The sequence below is a fragment of the Bradyrhizobium sp. LMTR 3 genome (assembly GCF_001693485.1).
Lineage (GTDB): Bacteria > Pseudomonadota > Alphaproteobacteria > Rhizobiales > Xanthobacteraceae > Bradyrhizobium.
Map to the genome: position 1 here is coordinate 154,663 of NZ_MAXC01000046.1, position 20,822 is coordinate 175,484.

The following is a 20,822-nucleotide window of genomic DNA, read 5'->3' on the forward strand; positions in this document are numbered from 1 at the left end:
GAAGGTGATGCTGCTTGCACGGTGGGCCCTCTCTCCCGCTTGCGGGGGAGAGCTGGAGTGGGGGCTCTCTCCACGAATAGCGCTCGCGGAGAGAGCCCCCACCCTGACCCTCCCCCGCAAGCGGGAGAGGGAACATTACCCCAACTTCTGCCGCGCCAGCCTTGCACCCGCGCCGAGCGCGGCTAGCTTCGCCTCCGCGATATCTCTCCGCATCGGTGCCATGCCGCAATTGGTGGTCGCGACGATGTTGCTCTTCGGCACGAATTTCGACACCGCCTCGATCACCTGAACGATGTCTTCCGCGGTCTCCACCGTGTCGCTGGCAACGTCGATCACGCCGGCCTGGATGACCTTGCCAGGAAGCAGCGCCAGCAGATCCAACGGCACTTTCGAGTTGCGGCACTCGATCGCGACCTGCTGGATCGGGCTCTTGGCGATCGCCGGGAAAATATCCTCGTATTGCCGCCACTCGCTGCCCAGCGTCTGCTTCCAGTCGGTGTTGGCCTTGATGCCATAGCCGTAGCAGATGTGGACGGCGGTGGTGCAGGTTAGCCCTTCGGCTGCCCGCTCCAATGCCTTGATGCCCCAGTCGGAGACCTCGTCCATGAAGACGTTGAAGGCGGGCTCGTCGAACTGGATCACGTCGACGCCGTCGGCCTGCAGCGCCTTGGCCTCGTTGTTGAGCAGCTCGGCAAAGGCGAACGCCATTTTGACCTTGTCGCCGTAATATCGGTCGGCGACGGTGTCGGCGATGGTCATCGGACCGGGCAGGGTGAATTTCAGTTTGCGCGTGGTATGGGTGCGGGCAACACGGGCCTCGTCCGCATGGACACGCCCCTTGAGCGTCAGCGGTGCTGTCACCTGTGGCACCATCGCCTTGTAGCGGTCCTTGCGGATGCCCATCTCGACCTTGTGGGCGAAATCAATGCCCTCGACCTTCTCCAGAAAGCCGTGGACGAAGTGCTGGCGGGCCTGCTCGCCCTCGGTGACGATATCGACGCCGGCATCCTCCTGCAGCTTCACCGCCAGCATGGTAGCGTCGCGCTTGGCGCGGGCGAGCTCGTCACCCTTTGATTTCCAGGGTGCCCACAGCGTATTCGGCTCGGCCAGCCATTCCGGCTTCGGCAAGGAGCCTGCGATCGTGGTTGGAAACAGCATGGGAGCCTCCCGGTCGGTTCTGATTGAGCGTCTGTCTGCCATGTCTTATGGTCAAGGTACAGAACAACAAAAGTCGCCATTGCCTGGAAAATCTCGATCATACCGGAGAGGAACTGGGGCTTTCGGTAGGCCGCAAGGCAGCCGCCGCGGAGGAGAGGCCCCTCCAGTGCCCTCATCCTTCGAGACGCGCGAAGACGCGCTCCTCAGGATGAGGATCGAGAACCAACAAAAGGAAACCCCATGCTCGAATTCTTCTTCGATTGCTCCAGCCCCTGGACCTATCTCGCCTTTCACAACATCCAGCCGCTCGCCAAAGAACTCGGCGTAGAAATCAGCTGGCGGCCGATCCTGGTCGGCGGCATCTTCAACACCGTCAACCCGAGCGTCTATGCTGCTCGCGAGACGCCGGTGCCGTTGAAGGCGCGCTATATGAAGAAGGACCTCGCCGACTGGGCGCGGTCCGCGGGGCTTGCGATCAAGATGCCGCCGACGGTGTTTCCGGTGAACAGCGTCAAGGCGATGCGCGGCTGCATCTGGCTCGGCCACGAACCTGGCGAACGCATGGTGCCGTTCGCGCGCGCCGTGTTCGAGGCCTATTGGGGCAACGACAAGGACATCTCAAAGGATTCGGTGCTGACGGAGATATGCCAGAAGGTCGGTGTCGATCCCGTCAAATTCTTCGACGGCATCGGCCAGCAGGCGATCAAGGACCGACTCAAGACCAACACGGACGAGGTGATGGCGCGCGGCGGATTTGGTTCGCCGACGATCTTCGTCGGCAAGACCGACATGTACTTCGGCAACGACCGGATGCCGCTGATCCGCGAGGCGTTGGAGCGCCTGAAAGCACGGGCCGCCTGATGCCGAAAGCCGTCGTCTGCCGCGAACTCGGCTCGCCCGAGAAGCTGCGCCTGGAAACCTTTGCCTCCCCGCCGCTGGCGCCGGGGCAGGCGCGCGTCGCCATTCGCGCCGCCGGGATCAATTTCCCCGATATTTTGATGGCGGCGGGCGAATATCAGCTCAAGCCGCCACTGCCGTTCACGCCGGGTGTCGAAGCTGCGGGCGATGTCGTCGAGATCAATGACGTCGAAGGCGTTGCGGTGGGCGATCGGGTGATCGTCAAGATGCGGCACGGCGCCTATGCCGATGAGGCTGTGGCTGTGCCCTCGCAGCTCGTGCGCCTGCCGTCGACGTTCGACTACGCCGAAGGCGCGACGTTCCTGGCCGGCCACGGCACGGCCTATCACGCGCTGATCGATCGCGGGCAGCTTCAAGCCGGCGAGGTGCTGCTGGTGCATGGTGCCGGCGGCGGCGTGGGCCTTGCCGCCGTCGAAATCGGCAAGATGCTCGGCGCCACCGTGATTGCGACCGCGTCAAGCGACGAGAAACTTGCAATCGCCAAAGCGAGGGGCGCCGATCATCTCGTGCGCTACGACAAGGAGCCGTTCCGTGATGCCGTCAAGCGCATCACCGACGGGCAGGGCGCCGACGTGGTGTTCGATCCCGTCGGCGGCGAGGCGTTCGAGAACTCGATGCGCTGCATCAACTGGGGCGCGCGGCTATTGGTCATCGGCTTCACCGGCGGCATCGGGCTTGCCAAGACCAATCTGTTGATGATCAAGGGCGCCAGCGTGCTTGGCGTCCGTGCCGGCGAAGCGGTGCGGAGAAATCCCGCGCTTGGCAAGATCAGGATCAAGGCGCTGACGGAATGGGCGGAGGCCGGAAAAATCCGTCCCAACGTCTCGCATCGGCTGCCGCTGGAGGATTACGCGAAAGCGATGCGGCTGTTGATCGACCGCAAGGCGATCGGCAGGGTGGCGCTGGTGATGGGGTAGTTTCCCGTCATGCCCCGCGAAGGCGGGGCATCCAGTACGCCGCGGCTCTTCAGCTCAATTACGATCGTCTCGGATTACTGGGTCACCCGCCTTCGCGGGTGACGACAGCGTCAGGTAGGATGACCGCACTTATTTATACTCCCGCTCCGTCCACCACGGGAAATAGTCGGGCATGTCGCTCGATACCTTGTTCTTGAACTCTGCCGGGCGCCTTTCCAGGAATGACACGACGCCTTCCTTGACGTCTTCCGAGCGGCCGCGGGCGTAGATGCCGCGGCTGTCGACCTTGTGGGCTTCCATCGGATCGTCGGCGCCCAGCATTCGCCACATCATCTGCCGGATCAGCGCCACCGAGACCGGCGCGGTCTTGGTGGCGAATTCCTTGGCGAGTGCGCGTGCGGTCGGCAGCAGATCGTCCGGCGGCACCACCTTGCTGACGAGACGGCCGGCGAGCGCTTCCTGCGCCGGGAATACGCGGCCCGAATAGCACCATTCCAGCGCCTGCGAGATGCCGACGATGCGCGGCAGGAACCAGCTTGAGGCCGCCTCCGGCACGATGCCGCGTTGGGAGAACACGAAGCCGAACCGCGCGGCCTCCGACGCGATGCGGATATCCATCGCGAGCTGCATGGTGACACCGATGCCGACGGCGGGGCCGTTCACGGCCGCGATCACCGGTTTTAAGCACTTGAAGATGCGCAGCGTCACCTGGCCGCCACCATCGCGCACCATGGGATCGCTGTAATCGACTACGCCGCTTGCGAGCCGCTTCACCGGGCCACGCCGCGCGTCGCGGTCAAACGTGTTGGCGCCAGAAGAAAGATCGGCGCCGGCGCAGAAGCCGCGGCCTGCGCCGGTGACGATGATGGCGCGGACATTGTCGTCCTTGTCGGCGGCGTCGAAGGCGTCGATCAGCTCGTGCTGCATGGTGCCGTTGAAGGCGTTGAGCTTGTCGGGCCGGTTCAGCGTAATGGTGAGAATCTGATCGTCGACCTCGTACGTGATGGTCTCATACGCCATGGGGTGTTCCTTCCTGCAATGCTTGTTCTTGAATTCTATCTCGTCATTGCCGGGCTTGACCCGGCAATCCATCCTCTTGAAGAAGATGGATGCGCGGGTCAGGCCCGCGCATGACGATCGGCGCGCGGCGGTGGTTACTTGCCCGGCGGCGACGGCCACGGCCGCTGCGCACCGCGCAGGCCCTCGAATGCCTTGGCCATGCCGAGCACGCCGAGATCGTCGAAGCGGCGGCCGATAATCTGCACGCCGATCGGAAATCCCTTGGCGTCGTATCCGCCATTGATCGAGAGCGCCGGGTTTTCCGCCATATTCCACGGTACGGTAAAGCAGATGTGCTCGAACGGTCTGTCGGGATCGTTGATCGGTGCTGCGAACTCGGCCGGGAAGTTCACCACCGGCGACACCGGGGAGATCACGTAGTCGAGTTCGTGGAATAGCTTTGCTGCCGCGGCGCGGATCGCCATGGTGGCGTTGAAACCCCTGACGACGTCGACACCCGAAAGTTTGGCGCCGGCTTCTGCCCATTTGTGGATGTAAGGCAGCGTCTTGCCGCGCTCCTCGGGCGAAAGCTTTGAGAGATCGTCCCACAACCGGGCCCGCCAGAAATTGTCGAGCCCGTCGAGCATCTCGCGCGTCAGGATACCGTTGACTTCGGTGACGATCGCGCCGGCGGATTCGAACGCCTTGGCGGCGTTGACGGCTACGTCACGCACTTCCTGCTCGAGCGGCTGGCCGACGCCGGGATCGAGCATCAGGCCGATGCGCAGCTTGCGCGGCGACTTGTCGAGCGTCTTCCAGTGGATGCTGCTGTCAGCCGGCAGACTCATGCCGTCGCGGCGATCCGGCTTCGCCAGCACGCACATCATCAACGCGGCGTCATCGACGGTGCGGGTTATGGGACCTGCGACCCGGCCGACATAGGGCGGATCGATCGGAACGCGCCCGAGGCTCGGCTTCAGCGCGACGAGACCGCACCAGCAGGCCGGCAGCCGCACCGAGCCGCCAATGTCGGTGCCCAGATGCAGCGGACCGTAGCCGGCCGCGCCCGCCGCGCCGGCGCCGGAAGAAGAGCCGCCTGGATTCTTGCTGGGGTCCCAGGGGTTGCGGGTGAGGGGGTGGAAGCTGGAGAGACCCGACGACAGCATGCCGTAATCTGGCATCGTCGTTTTGGAGAAGATGATCGCGCCGGCTTCGCGCAGCCGTGCGGCGGGCGGCGCGTCCTTTTCTGCCGGTACCAGCTTCACGCTGGCCGCGCCCAGCGGTATCGGTTGGCCTTTGGTGGCGATATTGTCCTTGATCGTGACCGGCACGCCGTCGAGCGTGCTCACAGGCTCACCCTTCTGCCAGCGGTCACTCGACGCCTTCGCTACCGCGCGCGCGCGGTCGGGATCGAACAGATAGAGCGCCTTGATGTGCGGCTCCCAGGCCGCGACGTGCTCGATCACCTCCTCCAGCACTTCCGAGGGAGAGAACTGCTTGGCGCGATAGCCGGCGATCAGGTCGGTGGCGGAGAGGTCATGCAGCGAGGTGACCTCTTCCTCGGGGGCTGGCTTATGCATGCTAACCTACCGGCAAACGGGTTTCGATGATGCGGGCGAACATGCTGGCGCCGATCGGCAGGATTTTGTCGTCGAGGACGTAGCCGGAATTGTGCACGGGCACCGAGCCGTCGTGGCCGATCCAGAAATAGGCGCCGGGCACCACCTGCATCATGTCAGCGAAATCCTCGCTCCCCATCTTCGGCTGCGAGCGCGTGAGCACGTTGGCCGGATCGACCACGGTCTTCGCCACCGCTTCGACTACCTTGGACTGTTCTTCCTCGTTGATGAGGACGCTGAACGTATCGCGGATGTCGACCGTGATCTCGCACTCGAACGTGGCGGCAACGCCGGCGCAGATCTTGCGCATGCGCTCGCGGATCAGCGCACGCACGCCGTCGTCGAAGGCGCGCACGGTGCCGCCGAGCCTGGCCTCGCCGGGGATCACGTTGTTGGCGGAGCCGGCATGGATCTGCGTGACCGACAGCACCGCAGACTTCAAGGGATCGACGTTGCGGCTGACGATGGTCTGCAGGGCCTGGGCCAGCGTGGTCGCGATCACTACCGCATCCTTGGAGCGCTCCGGCATCGCGCCATGCGCGCCATAGCCCTGGATCGTGATGTCGAAGAAATCGGCGCCTGCCATCGCTGGTCCGGGCAGGATCGCGATCTCGCCGTGATTGAGATCCGGCGCGTTGTGCAGGCCATAGACCTCGTCGCAGGGAAACTTTTCGAACAGCCCATCCTTGATCATGGCGCGTGCGCCGCCGAGGCCTTCCTCGGCCGGCTGGAAGATGAAATGCACGGTGCCATCAAAATTTTTCGTCTCGGCCAGATAGCGCGCGGTGCCGAGCAGTATCGTGGTATGACCGTCATGACCGCAGCCGTGAAAGCGGCCCGGAATGGTCGAGCGCCATTTCAGGTTGGTATTTTCTTCCATCGGCAGCGCGTCCATGTCGGCGCGCAGGCCGATGCGCTTGCCGCCATCGCCCTTGCCCTTGAGCACGCCGATCACGCCGGTACCGCCGAGGCCGCGATGGACCTCGATGCCCCAACCCTTCAGCTTCTCGGCGACGATGCCGGAAGTGCGCACCTCCTCGAAGCCGATCTCGGGATGGGCATGCAGATCGCGGCGGATGGCGGTGAGTTCCTCGGCATAGCCGCCGATGCGTTCGATGATGGGCATGTCTGGTTATCCCGTGACTGAGGATTTTGAGCGTGAGGAAGCGAATGGGGCAAAGGCGGGGCCGTTCGGCTTGAGGCGGATGCCCGGGCGCAGCCGCGTCCAGGGCAGCGCTGCGGTATCGGCCGGCATCGCGCCTGGGGCGGCGCAGATCAAAAGCTTTTCGGCGATCGGTTCGAAGTCGGCGCGGAAATGCACCGAGCTCTTGTTGACGAGGATTTTCTGTTCGGTCGGCTCGATGCCGACATAGCGATACATCGCTTGATCGGCGAGCTGCGCCTTGTAGGAGCCCACGACGACCCTGACATCACCGATGCGCAGGCAGGTCGAGGGGCCCATGTCCATGTCGCGGCCGCCGTAATAGGGGCCTGGCGCCACGAATTTTCCGTCCGACAATTTTTCGACGACGAACGTTTCCTTGTATGGCGCATCGCCCGGGATGCCCGATTTGCCGCCGAGCGCCAGCGTCACGGTGGCGCCGACGCCCGCCGCATGCGCCGCCTTGGCCGACTCCGGATCGTAGATCACGCCGGTGGCGGCGCGGGACGCGTGGTTGCGCACCAGGGCGCGCAGCATGCCGGTGGTGTCGGAATCGCCGCCGGCGCCGGGATTGTCCTGGGTATCGGCGATGATGATCGGCTTCTTCGCCGTTTTCGCAAGCTCGATGGCGAGGCGCACGCCATCATCGGGCGAATAGATGCGGCCGTCGAAATCGTCTTCATGGCCCTCGACGAGCGCGACGATCTTGTCGGCGGCGGCGTCCGCGTCGGCCTGCGTCCTGCCATAGGCGAACACGCTCGGCCCGCAATGGGGAAAATCCGCAGCCGGGAAACCCGGTGCAAAGGACAGCGTCGGCACCGCGGCGCTTTCGAACGCCGCGAGCTGCTCGTAAATGCCCCTCGTCGGCTGGTCGTTGGTGCATTGCCAGGAGATCGGAATCAGGAACGGCAGTTGCCGGAACGCTTTTGCAAGGCGCTGCCTGGTCCTCAGCAGCAGCGCGAGGTGTTTGGCGCAGGCGCGGCCGGTGTCGGCCATGTCGACGTGGGGATAGGTGCGGTAGGCGATCAGCGCATCCGCGTGCGCGACCATCTCGGGCGAGACGTTGGCATGGAGATCGAGGCTTGCGACCAGCGGCAGATCGGGGCCGATCACCTTGCGCACGCGCGCGAGGATTTCACCTTCGCCATCGTCATGCTGCTCGGTCACCATGGCGCCGTGCAGATCGAGATAGACGGCATCGATCGGCCCGGCATTGGCGATGCCGTCGACCATCTCCTTCATGACGCGCTCGAAGGCATCGGTCGTGACATGCGCAGACGGGCTGGCGGCTGCGGAGATGGTCGGGACCAACTCCCAGCCATTGGCTTCGGCCGCTTCGACAAAGCCGGCAAGGCCGACATTGATCTTGCGCATGACCTTGAGGACATCAGGTCCATGCGCCATCGCCGGCCAACCGCCGCCATGAACAAAATCAGCATAGGTCGCCTTGGTCGGCGCGAAAGTGTTGGTCTCGTGCAGGAAGCCGCCGACGGCGATACGGGTCATAGTGCCTCAGCCAATGTTTTTGGTTGGGGGACGTTAAGCGGGACATCGTGGCAAGCGCAAGGAGTGAAGCAATTCCGTTTTGCATGCCGCGTGGTACGGAATAGCTACGCGAAGCAAGGCGATGGATTCGAGAGTTCGTCATTCCGGGATGGTCCGAAGGACCAGACCCGGAATCTCGAGATTCTCAGGGGCGCAAGGGGCGCCCCATAGTTCGATGCTGCGCATCGCCCCGGAATGACGGTGAGCTTGATTTACTCCGCCGCGACCTCTACCGGTCGGAAATTGGCAAAATCCCAGCCGCGGCCGGGGGCGGCATCGAGCAATGCCCTTGTATAGGCCTGCTGCGGGTGGGTCAGCACCTGCGCGGCCGGGCCCTGTTCGACGATCCGGCCATGTTGCATCACAGCGACGTCGTCGCAGATTTGCGCCGCGACGCGAAGATCATGGGTGATGAACAACAATGCAATGCCCAGCCGCTTCTGGATTTCGTCGAGCAGTTCGAGCACCTGCGCCTGCACTGAGACGTCGAGCGCCGAAACCGCTTCGTCCGCAACCAGCACGTCGGGGTCGAGCGCGAGCGCGCGCGCAATCGCGATGCGCTGACGCTGTCCGCCGGAGAATTGATGCGGGTAGCGCGACACTGCATCGGCCGGCAGATCGACCAGTTCGAGCAGATCGCGCGCCTTCGCCAGCGCTTCCGCACGCGGCATGCCGTAATTGATCGGGCCCTCGGCAATGGTTTCGCCGACGGTCACGCGCGGATTGAGCGAGCGGTAGGGGTCCTGGAAGATGATCTGAATCTTCTTGCGGTGCGGCTGCAATAGCCGGCGCGACAGCTCGGAGATTTCGCGGCCCGCGAGTCGCACGCCGCCGGAGGTCGGATCGATCAGGCGGACGATGCAGCGCGCCACCGTCGACTTGCCCGAGCCGCTTTCGCCGACGATGCCGAGCGTGCGGCCCTTGCGCAAAGTGAGGGTGACGTCCTTGGCGGCGGCGACTTCGCGTGTCTTTCCGAGGAAGGAACGCTCGCGATAGACCTTGCCCAGTTCGTTGGCTTCCAGCACCACCGGCTCTTCGGTCTCCGCGCGCGGCGCCCGCGGCACCAGGCTCGGCACCGACGAGAGCAGGTTGCGGGTGTACTCCATGGTCGGCGTGCGCAAAATGCTGTCGAGCGTGCCGGTTTCGACCAGCCGGCCGTAGCGCATCACCGCGACGCGATCGGCGATCTCGGCGACCACGCCCATGTCATGGGTGATGAACAGCACGGCGGTGCCATGATCGCGCTGCAGGTCGCGGATGAGGGTGAGGATCTGCTTCTGCGTGGTGACATCGAGCGCAGTCGTCGGCTCGTCCGCGATCAGGAGTTTCGGTTCGAGCACCAGCGCCATCGCAATCATGATGCGCTGGCGCTGTCCGCCCGACAGCCGGTGCGGGTAGGAGGCAAAGATGCGCTCCACGTCCGGCAATCGGACATGCTCCATCATCGCCAAAATCTTCTGGCGGCGGGCACGGGCGTCGAGATCGGTGTGGGCGCGCAAGACTTCGTCGATCTGGCGGCCGACCGGCACCACCGGATTGAGCGCCGTCATCGGCTCCTGAAAGATCATCGCCATCCGTGTGGCGCGCAACTGCCGCAGGCGCTTGTCGGTGGCGGTGAGTAGTTCCTCGCCGACCAGCTTGACGCTGCCGCCCGAGGGCACCAGCGCGCCTTTCTGCAACAGCCCCATCACGGTCAGCGAGGTCACCGATTTGCCGGAGCCGCTTTCGCCGACCACGCAGAGGGTTTCGCCTTCACGCACCTGCAGCGAGACGCCGTCAATGATGCGCTGGCCGGAAGGATTTTTGCCAAGGCCGACGACGAGGTTGTCGATGTCGAGAATGATGTTTTTCATTTCAGTTTCGTCGACCGTCATTGCGAGGAGCGTAGCGACAATGTTCAGGGTTCGTCATTCCGGGATGGTGCGCCAGCACCGGACCCGGAATCTCGAGATCCTCAGGGGCGCAAGGGCGCCCCATAGTTCGATGCTTCGCATCGCCCCGGGATGACGGCTTCAATTGTATTGAAGCCGTCACTTCCCCGCCTCCCGTTGTTTCATGCGCGGATCGAGCGCATCGCGGGCGGCGTCGCCGATCAGGTTGACGCTGAGGATCGCGATCGACAGCAATAGCCCCGGCCAGAAGATCAGCGACGGCTTGACCTGGAAGTAGGCGCGGCCCTCGGCCATGATGTTGCCCCAGGTCGGCGTTTCCGGGCTGATGCCGGCGCCGAGGAACGACAGGATCGCCTCGGTAAGAATGGCGGAAGCGCAGACGTAAGTGCCTTGCACGATCAGCGGCGCCACCGTGTTCGGCATCAGATGCCGCCACATGATCTTGGGCAGGCTGGTGCCGACCGAGATCGCGGCCTCCACATAAGGCTCCTCGCGCGCCGATAGCACGACCGAGCGCACCAGCCGCGCCACGCGTGGAATTTCGGGAATCGTGATAGCAACCAGCACGGTCATCAGGCTGGCGCCCGACAGCGACACCACGGCGATCGCGAGCAGGATGGAAGGGATCGCCATCAAGCCGTCCATCACCCGCATCATCACGGCGTCGACCCATTTGAAGAAGCCGGAGACGAGGCCGATCACGAGGCCGATGCCGATCGAGAAGACCGCAGCACCCAGGCCGATCAGGAGCGAAATCCGTCCGCCATAGATGATGCGCGAGAGCACGTCGCGGCCGTACGCGTCGGTGCCGAGCAGGAACTGCGCGCTTGATGGTTTCAGCCGCTGTGCCGGCGCCAGCAATTGCGGATCGTGCGGCGCAAGCAGGGGAGCTGCGATCGCCATCGCGATGACGAGTGCGAGGCAGACGGTGGCGGTCGCGATGATCGGCGTCGCCGTGAGGAATCCAAGTCTCGGCCGGAACGGCGTAGTGACAGGGATTGACGGTTCGGGAAGGGTTTCGATCGCCATCAGTAGCGAATCCTCAATAACGAATTCTGGGATCAAGCAGGGTGTAGGCGACGTCGATCAGGAGATTGACGGTGACATAGATCAGCGACGTCAACAGGATCATCGCCTGGATGACGGGATAATCGCGCGCCAGCACCGCATCGACCGTGAGGCGGCCGATGCCGGGCAGGTTGAACACGCTCTCGGTGACGACGACGCCGGAAATCAGCAGCGCGAATCCCGTGCCGATCACGGTGATGACGGGCACGGCGGCGTTGCGCAGGGCATGGCGGAGCAGCACGCCGGTCTCGCTGATGCCTTTGGCGCGCGCGGTGCGGACGTAATCTTCACCTAGCACGTCCAGCATTGCGGCCCGCGTCATGCGCGCGATCAGCGCGACATAGATAAACGACAGCGTGCAGGTCGGCAGGATGATGCGCTCGAAGAACGGACCGAAGCCGGCCGTGATGCTGCGAAAACCCTGCACCGGCACCCAGCGCAGGTCGATCGCAAAGATCTGGATCAGGACATAGCCGATCACGAACACCGGCACGGAGAAGCCGACCACCGACAGACCCATCACGAAGCGGTCGATCCAGGTGCCGTGCTTCCACGCCGCAATCACGCCGAGCGGCACCGCAACGACAATAGCCAGAATGATCGTGGAAAGGGCAATCGAGATCGACGGCTCGACGCGCTGACTGATCATCTTCAAGACGGGCACGTTCGAGATCAAGGACACGCCGAGGTCGCCTTGCAGCAGCTTGCCGATCCAGGTGAAGAATTGCGTGTAGAGCGGCTCATTGAGGCCGAGCGAGGTGCGGATGCGCTCGAGCTGCTCGGGCGTTGCGTTGTCGCCGGCGAGAATCGCGGCGGGATCGCCGGGCGTCAGCCGCAGCAGGAGAAACACAAACAGCGCCACCACGCCCATCACGGGAATGGCGGCGAGAATGCGACGAAGCAGATATCCGAGCATCTTGATCCGTTAGTTGTAGGTGAATTGGGCAGCGCCGCCCTTAGACCTGGTTTCCGCGCCACCAGCGTAGCATTTCAGCAAGTCCCGTGCCATTGCGCCTGCGTTTTTTGCGATGCAGCTAGGCGACTGTGCGTAAGAGCGCGCGCTTCATTCTCTTCGTCATTCCGGGATGGTGCGTTAGCACCAGACCCGGAATCTCGAGATTCTCGGGGCGCAAGCGCCCCATAGTTCGATGCTTTCGCATCGCCCCGGAATGACAGTTGCACTCATCACTCCAGCGTCGCGAGTAGCCCCGCCATCAGCCGGCCGCGTTCGGCCAGGCTGTCTACTTCAATATGCTCGTTCAGCGTATGCGCATCGGCGCCGCGGACGCCTAAGCCATCGAGCGTCGGGATGCCCATGGCGCCGGTGAAATTTCCGTCGGACCCGCCACCGGCGCTGCCATGGGGCAGTTCGAGGCCCAACTGCGCGGCAATCCCGCGCGCCTTTTCGTATAACGCCATGGTGCCGGCATCTGGTTCCCACACCGGGCGGGTGACGCCGCGGGTTACCGTGAACGTGACGTCGTTGCTGGTGCCTGACAGCGCCAGCATGCGCTCGACGCCGCGATCGAGATCGGCCTGGCGCTTGGCCATGCTCAGCGCTTCGCCGGTGCAGGTGGTGGCGACGCAATTGACCCACTGGCCGCCATGCACGATGCCGACCGAGAACGTACAATCTTCGGTCGTCATGCCGTCGATCGCGATAATCTGGCGTGCCATTTCGCGGATCGCGGAACGGCCGGAAGAAAGCGTGGCGCCGGCATGGCTCGGCTTGCCGACGGCCTCCAGATTGAAGCGCGCAATCGCATAGCGTCCGGTGACGACGCCATTGTTGGGCCGTCCGGGCTCCGGCACCAGCACGTATTTGTTGCGCGCGGCTTCCGCCTCGATGATGTCGCGGGTCGAGGGCGTGCCGACTTCCTCGTCGGGGGTGAACAGCACCGTAATCGGCAGCGGCGTCGTGAACGCGGCGCGGGCCAGTTGCCGGATCGCTTCCAGCGAGAGGTAATTGCCGCCCTTCATGTCGAAGATGCCGGGGCCGAAGCATTTGTTGCCTTCGCGCCGCCATCGCAGCTTTTCGATGGTGCCGACGGGGTGGACGGTATCCATGTGGCCGGCGATCAGGATGCCGGGCTCGCCCTGCTTCGGGTGAGGAAAGCGGGCGCGGACGCAGCCGGCAAACCCTTGCCGGCCGGCGATGCGCTCGATGGTCGCACCCATGATCGCCATGTCGCGCGCGGCGAAGTCGAGCATGCGCTCCACGGCAGCCTTGTCCCAGGTCGGGCTTTCGCACTCTACCCAGCCGCGGAGCCCCTGCAGCATGGCCTCGGAATCAAAGGGAAGATTGGCTGGGTTCATGGACTTCTCTTGGTTTTCTTAATCTTGGGTTTCGACCGATAGGGCACCGGCCCCGAGGTGTACGAGAATGATCTCGCGCGGATTTGTAAAGTGAAACATGAACGCGTGTCCCGCGGTATCCGCAGCGCGGTGGTCACCTCAAAGCGGATTGACGCGCCGCGCGCTTGATGCAAGTCTTCAAATAGTCAGGATTTACAGCGTGTTAGTTCGCCCAAATAACGAACCGCATGCATAATGAATCAGCGGACTTTGAACAGTTTCACGTCAGGAGGAGATCGAATGTTCCACATCATGCGTTGGAAACGTCCCACGATAGCGACTGCTTTGTCGGTGCTTGCGCTGTCGGCGGCGCTGACGTCGCTGGGCCCGACTTCGCAGGCCACGGCCGCCAGCAAGAAGACCATCACCGCCGTGATGCATTCGGACCTGCGCGTCATCGATCCCGGGTTCACCACCGCCTACATCACACGCGACCACGGCTACATGGTCTACGACACGCTGCTGGCGACCGATTCCAATTTCAAGATTCAGCCGCAGATGGCCGACTGGAAAGTCTCAGATGACAAGCTGACTTACACCTTCACACTGCGCGACGGCCTGAAGTGGCATGATGGCCAGCCGGTCACGGCGGAGGATTGCGTCGCCTCGCTGAAGCGCTGGGGCCGCAACGACACGATGGGCCAGAAGCTGATGGATTTCGTCGCGGGCCTGGAGCCGATCGACGCCAAGAGCTTTGCGCTGAAACTGAAGGAGCCCTACGGCCTGGTGCTGGAATCGATCGGCAAGCCGTCGTCCTACACCCCGTTCATGATGCCGAAGCGGCTTGCGGAAACACCGGCCGGTCAGCAGATCAAGGAGCAGGTTGGCTCCGGTCCGTTCAAGTTCGTGCAGGCCGAGTTCCAGCCGGGCGTGAAGGCGGTCTATGAGAAGAATCCGGATTACGTGCCGCGCAAGGAGCCGCCGAGCTGGACCTCCGGCGGCAAGGTGGTGAAGGTCGATCGCGTCGAATGGATCACCATGCCGGACGCGCAGACCGCTGTTAACGCGCTGCAGTCGGGCGACGTCGACTTCATGGAGAACTTGCCGTTCGACCTGCTGCCGGTGCTCGAGGCGAACAAGGACATCAAGGTCGACGTCCTCAACAAGTTCGGCTTCCAGACGCTGGGGCGGATGAACTACCTTCATCCACCCTTCGATAACGTCAAGGTTCGCCGCGCCGCCTTCATGGCCATGAAGCAGAAGGACGTGCTCGATGCGCTGGTTGGCAATCCCAAGTATCAGAAGCTCTGCGGCGCGATCTTTGTGTGCGACACGCCGCTGGCGAGCGACGTCGGTGCCGAGAGCCTGGTCAAGGGCAATGGCATGGCGGAGGCGAAGAAGCTGCTTGCCGAGTCCGGCTATGACGGCACGCCGATCGTGATCATGGCGCCCGGCGACGTCGTGACGCTGAAGGCGCAGCCGATCGTTGCGGCGCAATTGCTCCGTGAAGCTGGCTTCAAGGTCGACCTGCAAGCCACTGACTGGCAGACCGTGGTGACCCGCCGCGCCAGCCAGAAGCCGCCGAAGGAGGGTGGCTGGAACATGTTCTTCACGAACTGGGTCGCCGCCGACGTCTCCAATCCCGTGGGCAACGCTTCGGTCAGTGGCCGCGGCAAGAACGGCGGCTGGTTCGGCTGGGCCGAAGATGCCAAGATCGAAGAGCTCCGTGACAAGTTCGCGCGCTCCGGCTCGGCGGACGAGCAGAAGAAGATCGCTGCCGACATCCAGAAGCAGGCCTATGAACAGGTGATCTACATCCCGCTCGGCCAATATCTGATCCCGAGCGGTTGGCGCAAATCGCTCACGGGCATCGTCGACGGTCCGGCCACTCCGGTGTTCTGGAACATCGACAAGAGCGAGTAGGGCGCCCGCGGTGGTTCAAGTCGGACAACAAAAAACGCGACGGAGGTTGTCCTCCGTCGCGTTTTCGTTTGTTCAGATACCGTCCGCGTCAGCAGTGGCTGTCGCGCATCAGTTCGGGTCCATCGCTCAGAAGCGGCGGCTGGATTTGCGGCTGCGGTTGCGGTGGCCGCTCATTCCGCGGCGGTTTGCGCCTGGTGGCGGCAGGCTTGTCCTGGTGTTGTTCGTCGGCCATTTGTCATGCTCCATTTTGTGCATGACAACATTTTTATGGGCAGTGCGTTCCTCACACCGGATGCGCGGCGAGATGTTCCAGCATTAATTCGCATACATGCTCCGGCGCCTGATCCGCCGCAAAATGTCCGATGCCGGGCAGCACCTCGAATCGATAGGGCGCGGCGATGAAATCCACCGTGCCTTCGGCGGCGGCGCGGCCGACGGTGTCGTCGGCGTTGCCCCAGACATAGAGCGTCGGCGCGCGGATCGGACCGAGCGGGCCGCGGATCGCGCCGCGTGCGCGATACCAGGCGAGCGCCGCTTCCATCGCGTCCTTGTTGCCGAGCACGGCAAGATGCCTCTCGATCGCATCAGAGGGAACGCCATTGGCGGCGAGACGCTCGCGCAGCCATTTGGCATCGTTCGCGAGCACGACATCGGCGGCGTCCGGCTCCAAAAACGCCTTGTGATGCTTTGAGCGCTGCGCCTGCTCGCCGTCGGTTGCCAGCGCGCGGTTGAATGCGTTCGGGTGCGGCCGGGAGAGAACGGTGAGCGACGCCAGCCGCTCGGGATGGCGGTCGGCGATGCCCCAGGCGATACTGCCGCCCCAGTCATGGCCGACCAGATGAAACCGCGCGTTGCCATAGCCGGCAGCCGCCACAATCGCCGTGGCGTCGTCCATCAGGCGGTCGATCAGGTAGTGCGAAAATTCCCGTGGATCGGGCCGCGCGCCCGGCGAGTAGCCGCGCTGGCTCGGCGCCACGGCGCGATAGCCCATATCGCCAAGCGCCGTCACCTGCGCGCGCCAGCAATGCATCGATTCCGCAAAGCCGTGCAGCAGCAGCACCAGCGGCGCGCCGGGCGTGCCGGCGGTGATGGTGTCGAACACAAGATGCGGCGCGATGGTGATTTGCTCTGACGCCAGCATGCGGCGAACCTAACGAGCCAATTCCGGCCGGCCGATGACGGAATTGTGCAACGGCCGAAAAGTGCTGTATTGGGAGGCGCGACCGGATGCCCAAGGGGACAATCGTTGCACTATTTGAGATCGATCATATTCGATACGGCGGTGGTAATCCTGACGCTCGCCGTGTCGCTGACGGTGCCGTTCATGTGGCTGTTCAATGCCAGCAGCCGGACTGTGCGCGCGGTTTCGCAGGTCTGGGTCAACGGCATCATGTTTCTGATGAAGCATGTCGTAGGCCTCGATTACACGGTGCAGGGCCGCGAGAACGTGCCCGACGGTCCCTGCATCATCGCCTGCAATCATCAGTCGCTGTGGGAAACCGCGGCGCTCTGCGCGCTTTTCCCGGACGCCAGCATCGTCGCCAAGAAAGAGCTGCGCAAAGTGCCGTTCGTCGGCTGGTTCCTCGCACGCTATCCGATGATTTTGGTCGATCGCTCGGCGGGCCGCCATGCGCTGCGCCAGATGGTCGATGAAGCCAGGCGCGCGACCGGCGAGGGCCGTCAGGTCTTGCTGTTTCCGCAAGGCACCCGCCAGGCGATCGATGAGCCGATGAGATTCCAGTCCGCTGGCATCTCGGCGCTCTACACCAACCTCGACGTATCAGTCGTGCCGGCGGCGTGCAATTCCGGACTGTTTTGGGGCAAGAAGACTCTGATCATGCACTCCGGCACCATCACGCTGTCCTTCCTGCCGGCGATCGCGCCGGGCCTGCCGCGCAAGGAATTTCAGGAAAAGATGGAGCGGACGATTGCGGAGGAGGCGAGCCGGCTGCTCACGCTGAGCAAGGCGAAGGTGCGCTAGACTAACCCGCGCGCCGCGCCGCGAGCCAGCCCGCAAAGGGTGCCAGAAACGCCACGCACCAGATGAAATGCGCAACACTTGGTGCGACGAAGGCTGCACCGATACCAATCACGAACACGACAACCGGAAACAGCGCCGTCACCAGCAATTGCGGATCGCTGCGTCCCCGCAGCGCCAGAACCCACAACAGCGCGTTCAGCGAGGCGATCACCGTCAGGTGGATCCCATAGATCACCGCGACCACGCCATCGAGCCAGTAGCTGCCGTAGAGGCCGTTCGTCACCGGAAGGATGATGATCGACAGCAGAAAGAACAGATTGAGGAACACCACGCCGCGGCCGGCTTCCGGCGCTATCGCCAGCCGCCGATGATGGCTGAACCAGAACAGGCCGGCGACGACGAAGCTGATCGTCAGCGCTATGATGGGCTGGGCATAGACGCGAAGCACGTCGTGCCAGTCGGGCGCTTGCGTAAAACTAGAGGCTTTCGGCAGGTCATAGGCGAGCAGGGTCATGGCAACGCCGAAGATGGTGTTGCTCAGCATTTCCAGCCGGCGCATTTCGAACAGATGGATTTGCGGCATGTGCCCCCTTTGCCTCACCAGTCCGTCTTCGCTTTCGCTGCGCTCAAGCTACGCCGGACACGCTTCGCCCTGACGGTCTCAGCGTGGCTGCGCCACGCGTAGCCCGTCAGGGCGAAGCGTGGTGCGGGCGGCCGGACTCGAACCGGCACAGAGGTCACCCTCCGAGGGATTTTCTTACCAGCTACGGCTTTCGCCGCCTCGCCAGCGTGGGCATCCGCGCTGGCTCGTTTGTGGTCTGGACTATACCTTCACCATTGGTGCGTTCGCGCCTTTAGGTGCTGCCCGTCTAGTCTCTACACCTTCGCACCAACCGTTAGGTTCGGGCGCTTGGCTCGGGATTGCCATTTGAAAGGTTTCCCCGAATTTGAGCAGTTCTACAGCTTGGGTTTCCCCAAGAGCACTCAAATGCTTAAGTCCCTTGCGTCTACCATTTCGCCACGCCCGCTTTCACCAGAAGATCAGATACTTAGCGCGTTTTCCGGAGAAGTGAAATTGGGGATAACCTCCGGCCCAAACGCTCCCCACCTTTAAGTGAGCGGGGGCGCAGAAGCAAAGCCTCAATGCGGACACTTGGGGTGTTTACCTGCGGCGAGCTTTAGGCAATCTCAAGATAATCCACGTAACGAAGGTCCGATGCCCAACTCGCTGTCCCATCGCCGGTTACTCTCGCGCAGCCTCGCGGCGTTGGCGCTGGTTGCGCTCGGCGCCGGCCTGTCCGGTTGCGCCGGCATGAGCGACACCATTTCGCCGGCCTTTGCCGATCCCGCCAAATACGATCTGTACGATTGCAAGCAGCTCGAGACCGAGCGCAAGACCCTCGCGGCGCGCACCGCGGAGTTGCAGGGGCTGATGACCAAGGCCGAAACCGGCGTCGCCGGTCCCGTGGTGGCGGAGCTCGCCTATCGCAACGACTACATCGCGTTGCGCGGACAGTCGAAGCTGGCCGATGAGGCCTGGCAGAAGAACAGGTGCCAGGAACCGAAACCGGAAGCCAGGCCGGCGCCGGTCCCGCCATCGATCGCGGCTCCCGTTGCCAAGGGCCGTACGAAGGCAAGCCAGTCGGCAAATTAGAACGTTGCCGGTTGCAGCCCTCGAACTTCGCTCACACCCGCCAATTATAGATCCAGTCCTGCCGCGCCAGCATGCGCTCCGGGCCCATCGCTTTGATGGCGAGGTCGCGCGCCAGCGCCAGCGGACCGGTGAGATGATAGATGCGTCCCTGTTGTCGGGCCACACGCTGCACCAGCAGCACGCGGCCGCGCCGCTGCCGGCCATAACGCTTCAGTGCCGCCGGGATGCTTGCAATAGGATCGCCGGGGTGTTCGCTCAAGCATTTGGCGAGCACGGCGGCGTCCTCGATCGCCATTCCCGCGCCTTGCGCGGCAAACGGCAGCATCGCGTGCGCGGCGTCGCCGAGCAGCGCGATTGCGCCATCGGTCCATTCGCCGATATCGGGCAGCGTGAACAGCGCCCAGCGCCGCCATTCGTCCACGGCCCCAATCAGCATCCGCGCGGTCGCCGGCCAGCGCTGCGAGGCGAACGCGTTCTTCAGTTCGTTGGCATCGCCCGGTGCGCTCCAACCCGGCCTGTTCCAGGTTCCCGGCACGATAGCGACCACGTTGATCTGCCGCGCAGCCGAAATCGGGTAGGCGACCAGATGCGCGTCCGGCCCCATCCAGAGCTGCACGCGGGCGGCGGTATATTCGCGCGGCAGCGTGGTCGCATCGAGGGTTCCGCGCCAGGCGATCAGGCCGGAAAATTGCGGTTGCGCCTCCGGGAACAAATGGTTCCGCACCGCGGACCAGATGCCGTCGGCGCCGACCAGCGCCACCGCCAACTCCTGTTGGCGTGCATTGCCGCGGCGCTGCACCACGGTCAGCCCCTTGGCGTGCGAGGTCACGTCTTCGAACTGGCTACCGAGCCGCAGGTCGATGTCCGGATGGTCGTTGACCGCCGCCTGCAGGGCGCCTTGCAGGTCGGCGCGGTGCATCACCCAATAGGGCGCTCCGGCGCGATGGCCGGCGGCCTCGCCGAGCGGCAGGCGGGCGATCTCACCGCCCGCACGCGCGCTCACGATACTAATGGCCTCGGGTGTCACGGCGCGTGGCGCTAGCCGTGACCGCAACCCGAGGTCGACCAGGATCCGGCTGGCGTTGGGCGAAAGCTGCAGGCCGGCGCCGGCTTCCTCCAGCCGTTCGGCCTTTTCCAGAATGATGACGCGAAAGCCTTTGGCTGCGAGCGAAAGCGCTGCCGTCAGTCCCCCGATCCCGGCACCAGCAACGATGATGGTGCGCGCGGCGGCCACCGAAAGGTCAGGCGACCTTGTCCCTCAGGACGCATTCGGGCGGGCGGGCTTCGCCTGCGGCGAGGTCGGGGGCAAAGCGGTACAGCGTCGAGCAATAGGGGCAGATGATCTCGTTGTCGTTGCCAAGGTCGAGAAACACGTGGGGATGATCGAACGGCGGCTTGGCGCCCACGCACATGAATTCCCGCGAGCCGATCTCGATTACCGACGCTCCGGCGTCGTTATGGAAATGCGGGACGACATGGTCGGACATCAGCTTCACCTTGGATTTCAACGATGAGCGCACGCAGTCAACGCGACGCGGCAGCTTCGAAATGCCGCGCACCATAGTGGGGGGTGCCGATGATTCCTAGAGCCGATTCGGGATGTCCCCGCCGCACATTTGCTCATGCAAATTCGACACAATCTTGTCGTCGGAGAAAAGCCCTTCTTTCGTCGGGGCAGTTGTGTCTTAAAA

General features: G+C 63.7%; 19 protein-coding genes. 5 read left to right on the plus strand and 14 right to left on the minus strand.

The annotated features are described in order from the left end of the window. Positions 1 to 135: 135 nt before the first annotated feature. The gene (locus LMTR3_RS26885) at positions 136 to 1,158 is read right to left on the minus strand and encodes a methionine synthase (RefSeq protein ID WP_065748007.1); all 1,023 of its coding nucleotides are present in this window, start codon (positions 1,156 to 1,158) and stop codon (positions 136 to 138) included. Between the two features lie 240 nt (positions 1,159 to 1,398). Here LMTR3_RS26885 and LMTR3_RS26890 point away from each other — a divergent pair, with 240 nt between their 5' ends. Continuing rightward, positions 1,399 to 2,019: a 2-hydroxychromene-2-carboxylate isomerase gene (locus LMTR3_RS26890; RefSeq protein ID WP_065748008.1), complete on the plus strand. Its 621-nt coding sequence runs from the start codon at positions 1,399 to 1,401 to the stop codon at positions 2,017 to 2,019. Continuing rightward, positions 2,019 to 2,993, plus strand: coding sequence for an NADPH:quinone oxidoreductase family protein (locus tag LMTR3_RS26895; protein WP_065748009.1), 975 nt, complete (start codon positions 2,019 to 2,021; stop codon positions 2,991 to 2,993). The genes LMTR3_RS26890 and LMTR3_RS26895 overlap by 1 nt, the downstream gene beginning before the upstream one ends. A gap of 129 nt (positions 2,994 to 3,122) precedes the next feature. Here LMTR3_RS26895 and LMTR3_RS26900 read toward each other — a convergent pair whose 3' ends face one another. From LMTR3_RS26900 to LMTR3_RS26935, 8 genes are all read right to left on the minus strand, one after another. Next, positions 3,123 to 4,013 carry a crotonase/enoyl-CoA hydratase family protein gene (locus tag LMTR3_RS26900; RefSeq protein ID WP_065748240.1) on the minus strand — a complete coding sequence of 297 codons (891 nt, stop codon included), beginning with the start codon at positions 4,011 to 4,013 and terminating at the stop codon, positions 3,123 to 3,125. Between the two features lie 134 nt (positions 4,014 to 4,147). Further along, on the minus strand, positions 4,148 to 5,572 hold the full coding sequence (locus LMTR3_RS26905) for an amidase (RefSeq protein ID WP_065748010.1): 1,425 nt from the start codon (positions 5,570 to 5,572) through the stop codon (positions 4,148 to 4,150). A gap of 1 nt (position 5,573) precedes the next feature. Further along, a complete protein-coding gene (locus tag LMTR3_RS26910; RefSeq protein ID WP_065748011.1) occupies positions 5,574 to 6,737 on the minus strand; it encodes a M20 aminoacylase family protein in 1,164 nt (387 codons plus the stop codon). A gap of 6 nt (positions 6,738 to 6,743) precedes the next feature. Next, positions 6,744 to 8,279, minus strand: a complete 1,536-nt coding sequence (locus tag LMTR3_RS26915; protein WP_065748012.1) for a M81 family metallopeptidase — start codon at positions 8,277 to 8,279, stop codon at positions 6,744 to 6,746. 251 nt (positions 8,280 to 8,530) lie between these two features. Continuing rightward, complete coding sequence (locus LMTR3_RS26920; RefSeq protein ID WP_141686823.1) at positions 8,531 to 10,171, minus strand: ABC transporter ATP-binding protein; 1,641 nt, start codon at positions 10,169 to 10,171, stop codon at positions 8,531 to 8,533. A gap of 177 nt (positions 10,172 to 10,348) precedes the next feature. Next, positions 10,349 to 11,239: an ABC transporter permease gene (locus LMTR3_RS26925; protein ID WP_057843901.1), complete on the minus strand. Its 891-nt coding sequence runs from the start codon at positions 11,237 to 11,239 to the stop codon at positions 10,349 to 10,351. A gap of 13 nt (positions 11,240 to 11,252) precedes the next feature. Next, complete coding sequence (locus LMTR3_RS26930; protein ID WP_065748014.1) at positions 11,253 to 12,194, minus strand: ABC transporter permease; 942 nt, start codon at positions 12,192 to 12,194, stop codon at positions 11,253 to 11,255. A 269-nt stretch (positions 12,195 to 12,463) separates the two neighbouring features. Continuing rightward, on the minus strand, positions 12,464 to 13,594 hold the full coding sequence (locus LMTR3_RS26935) for a M20/M25/M40 family metallo-hydrolase (RefSeq protein WP_065748015.1): 1,131 nt from the start codon (positions 13,592 to 13,594) through the stop codon (positions 12,464 to 12,466). 279 nt (positions 13,595 to 13,873) lie between these two features. Between LMTR3_RS26935 and LMTR3_RS26940 the strand changes: the two genes are divergently transcribed. After that, on the plus strand, positions 13,874 to 15,496 hold the full coding sequence (locus LMTR3_RS26940) for an ABC transporter substrate-binding protein (RefSeq protein WP_065748016.1): 1,623 nt from the start codon (positions 13,874 to 13,876) through the stop codon (positions 15,494 to 15,496). A gap of 88 nt (positions 15,497 to 15,584) precedes the next feature. On the opposite strand, the gene LMTR3_RS38680 is transcribed toward LMTR3_RS26940, so the two are convergent. Together LMTR3_RS38680 and LMTR3_RS26945 are read right to left on the minus strand one after the other, a co-directional pair. Next, on the minus strand, positions 15,585 to 15,728 hold the full coding sequence (locus tag LMTR3_RS38680) for a hypothetical protein (RefSeq protein ID WP_176721995.1): 144 nt from the start codon (positions 15,726 to 15,728) through the stop codon (positions 15,585 to 15,587). Between the two features lie 51 nt (positions 15,729 to 15,779). Then, the gene (locus LMTR3_RS26945; protein ID WP_065748017.1) at positions 15,780 to 16,637 is read right to left on the minus strand and encodes an alpha/beta fold hydrolase; all 858 of its coding nucleotides are present in this window, start codon (positions 16,635 to 16,637) and stop codon (positions 15,780 to 15,782) included. A gap of 105 nt (positions 16,638 to 16,742) precedes the next feature. Between LMTR3_RS26945 and LMTR3_RS26950 the strand changes: the two genes are divergently transcribed. Further along, positions 16,743 to 17,477, plus strand: coding sequence for a lysophospholipid acyltransferase family protein (locus LMTR3_RS26950; protein ID WP_065748018.1), 735 nt, complete (start codon positions 16,743 to 16,745; stop codon positions 17,475 to 17,477). Position 17,478: 1 nt separating this feature from the next. Here LMTR3_RS26950 and LMTR3_RS26955 read toward each other — a convergent pair whose 3' ends face one another. Beyond that, entirely contained in the window at positions 17,479 to 18,060 is a 582-nt protein-coding gene (locus LMTR3_RS26955; RefSeq protein ID WP_065748019.1) for a TMEM175 family protein, read from the minus strand. 633 nt (positions 18,061 to 18,693) lie between these two features. On the opposite strand from LMTR3_RS26955, the gene LMTR3_RS26960 reads away from it, so the two are divergent. Beyond that, entirely contained in the window at positions 18,694 to 19,131 is a 438-nt protein-coding gene (locus LMTR3_RS26960; protein WP_065748020.1) for a twin-arginine translocation pathway signal, read from the plus strand. Positions 19,132 to 19,162: 31 nt separating this feature from the next. On the opposite strand, the gene LMTR3_RS26965 is transcribed toward LMTR3_RS26960, so the two are convergent. Then, the gene (locus LMTR3_RS26965) at positions 19,163 to 20,365 is read right to left on the minus strand and encodes an FAD-dependent monooxygenase (RefSeq protein WP_065748021.1); all 1,203 of its coding nucleotides are present in this window, start codon (positions 20,363 to 20,365) and stop codon (positions 19,163 to 19,165) included. A gap of 7 nt (positions 20,366 to 20,372) precedes the next feature. After that, positions 20,373 to 20,618, minus strand: a complete 246-nt coding sequence (locus tag LMTR3_RS26970; protein WP_065748241.1) for a zinc-finger domain-containing protein — start codon at positions 20,616 to 20,618, stop codon at positions 20,373 to 20,375. Between the last annotated feature and the right edge of the window lie 204 nt (positions 20,619 to 20,822).

Excerpts from the sequence above, each read along its gene's own strand:
- LMTR3_RS26920 (WP_141686823.1), bottom strand. The coding sequence starts at position 10,171 with ATGAAAAACATCATTCTCGACATCGACAACCTCGTCGTCGGCCTTGGC.
- LMTR3_RS26960 (WP_065748020.1), top strand. The coding sequence starts at position 18,694 with ATGCCCAACTCGCTGTCCCATCGCCGGTTACTCTCGCGCAGCCTCGCG.
- LMTR3_RS26905 (WP_065748010.1), bottom strand. The coding sequence starts at position 5,572 with ATGCATAAGCCAGCCCCCGAGGAAGAGGTCACCTCGCTGCATGACCTC.
- LMTR3_RS26935 (WP_065748015.1), bottom strand. The coding sequence starts at position 13,594 with ATGAACCCAGCCAATCTTCCCTTTGATTCCGAGGCCATGCTGCAGGGG.
- LMTR3_RS26915 (WP_065748012.1), bottom strand. The coding sequence starts at position 8,279 with ATGACCCGTATCGCCGTCGGCGGCTTCCTGCACGAGACCAACACTTTC.
- LMTR3_RS26910 (WP_065748011.1), bottom strand. The coding sequence starts at position 6,737 with ATGCCCATCATCGAACGCATCGGCGGCTATGCCGAGGAACTCACCGCC.
- LMTR3_RS26955 (WP_065748019.1), bottom strand. The coding sequence starts at position 18,060 with ATGCCGCAAATCCATCTGTTCGAAATGCGCCGGCTGGAAATGCTGAGC.
- LMTR3_RS26940 (WP_065748016.1), top strand. The coding sequence starts at position 13,874 with ATGTTCCACATCATGCGTTGGAAACGTCCCACGATAGCGACTGCTTTG.
- LMTR3_RS26945 (WP_065748017.1), bottom strand. The coding sequence starts at position 16,637 with ATGCTGGCGTCAGAGCAAATCACCATCGCGCCGCATCTTGTGTTCGAC.
- LMTR3_RS26900 (WP_065748240.1), bottom strand. The coding sequence starts at position 4,013 with ATGGCGTATGAGACCATCACGTACGAGGTCGACGATCAGATTCTCACC.
- LMTR3_RS26895 (WP_065748009.1), top strand. The coding sequence starts at position 2,019 with ATGCCGAAAGCCGTCGTCTGCCGCGAACTCGGCTCGCCCGAGAAGCTG.
- LMTR3_RS26890 (WP_065748008.1), top strand. The coding sequence starts at position 1,399 with ATGCTCGAATTCTTCTTCGATTGCTCCAGCCCCTGGACCTATCTCGCC.
- LMTR3_RS26925 (WP_057843901.1), bottom strand. The coding sequence starts at position 11,239 with ATGGCGATCGAAACCCTTCCCGAACCGTCAATCCCTGTCACTACGCCG.
- LMTR3_RS26885 (WP_065748007.1), bottom strand. The coding sequence starts at position 1,158 with ATGCTGTTTCCAACCACGATCGCAGGCTCCTTGCCGAAGCCGGAATGG.
- LMTR3_RS26930 (WP_065748014.1), bottom strand. The coding sequence starts at position 12,194 with ATGCTCGGATATCTGCTTCGTCGCATTCTCGCCGCCATTCCCGTGATG.
- LMTR3_RS38680 (WP_176721995.1), bottom strand. The coding sequence starts at position 15,728 with ATGGCCGACGAACAACACCAGGACAAGCCTGCCGCCACCAGGCGCAAA.
- LMTR3_RS26970 (WP_065748241.1), bottom strand. The coding sequence starts at position 20,618 with ATGTCCGACCATGTCGTCCCGCATTTCCATAACGACGCCGGAGCGTCG.